This window comes from Microcystis sp. M53603_WE2, assembly GCF_030065435.1.
This window is the reverse complement of the sequence record NZ_JASJFF010000439.1, coordinates 1-2,977: the sequence shown is the minus strand read 5'-3', so window position 1 is coordinate 2,977 and position 2,977 is coordinate 1. Positions and strand designations below refer to the sequence as shown.

At 42.8% G+C, this 2,977-nt stretch carries 4 protein-coding genes and 2 pseudogenes; 2 read left to right on the top strand and 4 right to left on the bottom strand.

Features of this window, described 5'->3' with window-relative positions; all coding sequences use genetic code 11:
• A pseudogene (locus PX481_RS09225) lies at positions 1-241 on the top strand (DNA adenine methylase); the annotation flags it as partial.
• Positions 242-439: 198 nt separating this feature from the next.
• On the opposite strand, the gene PX481_RS09220 reads toward PX481_RS09225, so the two are convergent.
• Positions 440-739, bottom strand: coding sequence for a hypothetical protein (locus PX481_RS09220; RefSeq protein ID WP_002759071.1), 300 nt, complete (start codon positions 737-739; stop codon positions 440-442).
• Positions 740-957: 218 nt separating this feature from the next.
• Between PX481_RS09220 and psbX the strand changes: the two genes are divergently transcribed.
• Positions 958-1,077 (top strand): photosystem II reaction center X protein, encoded by a 120-nt coding sequence (gene psbX, locus PX481_RS09215; protein ID WP_002759073.1) that lies wholly within the window; start codon positions 958-960, stop codon positions 1,075-1,077.
• Between the two features lie 42 nt (positions 1,078-1,119).
• On the opposite strand, the gene PX481_RS09210 is transcribed toward psbX, so the two are convergent.
• From PX481_RS09210 to PX481_RS09200, 3 genes and pseudogenes are all read right to left on the bottom strand, one after another.
• Complete coding sequence (locus PX481_RS09210; protein ID WP_288094461.1) at positions 1,120-1,767, bottom strand: ComF family protein; 648 nt, start codon at positions 1,765-1,767, stop codon at positions 1,120-1,122.
• Entirely contained in the window at positions 1,736-2,035 is a 300-nt protein-coding gene (locus tag PX481_RS09205; RefSeq protein WP_002759077.1) for a DUF1816 domain-containing protein, read from the bottom strand. Before PX481_RS09205 ends, PX481_RS09210 begins: the two co-directional genes overlap by 32 nt.
• A gap of 253 nt (positions 2,036-2,288) precedes the next feature.
• Positions 2,289-2,867, bottom strand: a pseudogene (locus PX481_RS09200) (RNA-guided endonuclease InsQ/TnpB family protein); the annotation flags it as partial.
• Positions 2,868-2,977 lie beyond the last annotated feature (110 nt).

Here is a 2,977-nt window from a genome sequence, read left to right as displayed (position 1 = left end):
TATTTCTTGTCGGTTTATTTTGTCCACTTGGCACAGTAATCAGTTTAGAAGCAATCCTTTAATTAAAAAAAATTGGAGTGCTGATCAGTTTTATATCTATACTAAACAGCATTTTTATCATGTTGGTTCCACAGAAAAATTACGTCATCCGATCACCGAAGCGATCATTACTAACTTTAACATTCCCTTGTTGCCAGAGCGAGGAACTGATTTGCAACAACTGTCATTAAGCTGTTCGTAATTTAAATTGCTTGTTGAGACGAGGCAAGAGGCAAGAGGCAAGAGGCAAGAGGCAACAGTAAAGGGATTGGGGGAGATTCGGCTAATCTTAAGAATAAGCGCTTTAAATGCGTCTTAGCTTATCCCCATCGACAGCAGAAAATAAGGGAGTGAGAACAGTCTAGAAGATGCCTAGTTGCTAATTCTCACTCCTTACTATTTATCCTTGGCTTTGGCGTAGATGGTCATTAATTTGGCGTTTACGCTTTTCTTCGGGGGCAGTGCTAGTAATTTCGCCAAAATCTTGACTACTCATGGAAAGATGGGACATTATCTTTCTTTTGCGCTCTTTAGCAGTTAATTCCGGTGAAGGAGTTACTGGAGGCGGCGCTGCCACGGGTTCCGCTGCCACCGGAGGAGTTTCCACAATTGGCAGCGGTTTTTTGGGAATATAGTCAGCACCAGTGGTACTTCTGGAGAGATGATCGAGAATGCGCCGTTTGCGATCGTCAGTAGCCATAAAAATCTTTGCCAATCTAGTTTAAAGTTTTGTAACTATCACCTATTGTCAAACATCCCTATCCCCTTGAGAAGTCAAGGGAGACTTTATCTTGAGGGATTGAAGACATATAAAACCTGCGATCGCATCTATCTGGTCGTGGAAGTGGAGGTCTTCTCGCCCAAGGTGATAAGATAAAAAACTAAGTCTTTGAAAATATGACAAAGGATTTATCTATCATGACACCCTCTTTAGCTAACTTTCTCTGGAGCCTTGTTTTAGGTGCGGCTATCGTCCTGATCCCTGCTACTATCGGTTTGATTTTCATCAGTCAATACGACAAGATCAAACGGACTTAATTTAAAATCCTAAAATGCCTAGACCGATTCCGTCTGGGCATTTTAGCTAATTTTGGAACTGGCAAGAGCGATCGCACCGACTACCCGATACCCCTCTGTTTGTAAAACCTGCACAGCCTCCTCAATCGTGGTTCCCGTGGTATAAATATCATCAATTAAGAGAATCGGCACTGATTTCGGTAAATTTTTCCCCAGTTGAAAAGCCGCTTGCATCGTCTTTTTTCTTTCCTCGGCTGCCAGACTAAATAAAGCTGCCGTGTTCTTAATCCGAATTAATCCGCGACTAGCCAGAGGATAACCGGTTAAACGACAAAAACCCTCGCCAATGACTTCTGCTTGATTAAAACCCCTTTCCCTTAATCTTTCTGGGTGGAGAGGGATAGGAATCACCGTCAAACGTTTATCGGTGAGGGGAGGACGCAGCAGCCAAGTTTCCCCCATGCAACTGCCTAGCAAAGAGCCGAGAGCGGGATGGCGATCATATTTCATTTTAGCGATCGCCTGTTTTAATTTACCTTCGTAGCGTCCCCAGATAAACAGGGGAATAGAACCATGCCAGAGAAAAAGCGGGTTATTCTGACGATAGGCCTGTAATTGTCGCCCACAATCACGGCAAAGCTCTCGATCGCTCTGCCGTTGACAAAGAGGACAGGGAGACTTAAGAAATAAAGCGAGAAAAGGTTCGAGCATGGGAAGTCAAAGTTTTAGCTAGATCCTGATTTCCATCGTCAAAAACGGTCAAATAACGGGGATTACTCCGCTCGATCGAAAGACTGATTCCTTGCGCTCCTTCGGACTCTAGATCTTGGAGATAACCCCCCTGATGCTGTTGTGCTTCCTCAAAAGAGGCAAAGGGACCAAAATAGTAGGTACAGTGGGGATAAAGGGAGGTAATTTTCAGCCACCAAGGTGTATTATCGTCAGAAATTTTATTTGTCTGCAAGAAAGATAAAATCATGTTCTGGTATTGATAGGGTACAGGGATTGCAGGAATCAAGGATAGGTTTTGAGGAACTTTGCCCCCATAATTCCGATTTGCTGGCCAAAAAATCGAGCTTTTGGCCAAAGAGAGTCTTTTTATCGTATTAGATTAACAAGGGGAGCGGTCGCCAAATCAAAAGAGATTCTAAAAATTCCCCTCAGCCAAGGGGAAGCGGATCGAGATAGGATATTGACGCTCCCATGGCACTAAGCGCTTGGGGATTCCCTGTTCATCCAGTTACCTTATCTACTAAGCTTTCACCTAATAGACAGTGGGTAGTCTGTCCGAGGGCTTGAATTTCTGTCCGCCCGACAGTATTTGCCCGTGCGAGAATGTTTATAGCGGCGTTTTCGTCTCTATCCAAGACACACCCACAAGAACAAACATGAGTTCTTACAGATAATGTTTTCTTGACGATATTACCACAACTAGAACATTGTTGGCTAGTGTATTGTGGGTTCACCGCTACCACAAACTTCCCGTGTATTTTCCCAAAGTAGTCTAACCAATCGGTGAACATTGACCAACTCGCATCTGAAATAGATTTAGCAAGCTTAGGATTTTTCACCATATTAGATACCTTCAAGTCCTCATAGACTACCAAATCGTTAGATTGGATTAACGCTTTTGCTGTCTTGACGGCAAAATCTTTACGCTGTCTAGAAACTTTTAGATGAAGGCGAGCTACTTTAGATTTCTGTTTTAATCTTTTTTGGCTTCCCTTTTTCTTCTTTGAGAGTTTACGTTGAGCCTTTTTTAGTCTTTTTTCCGACTTACGAAGAAACCGTGGGTTATCAATTTTGGCTCTTCGGGAATTGTTATGCAAATAATTAACTTAAAATAAAATTCGATGAGAGCGCCTACGCTCAAAAGTAGCTGAAATCCATATAGGGAAGGACTTAAGGCATCAACAGGTTA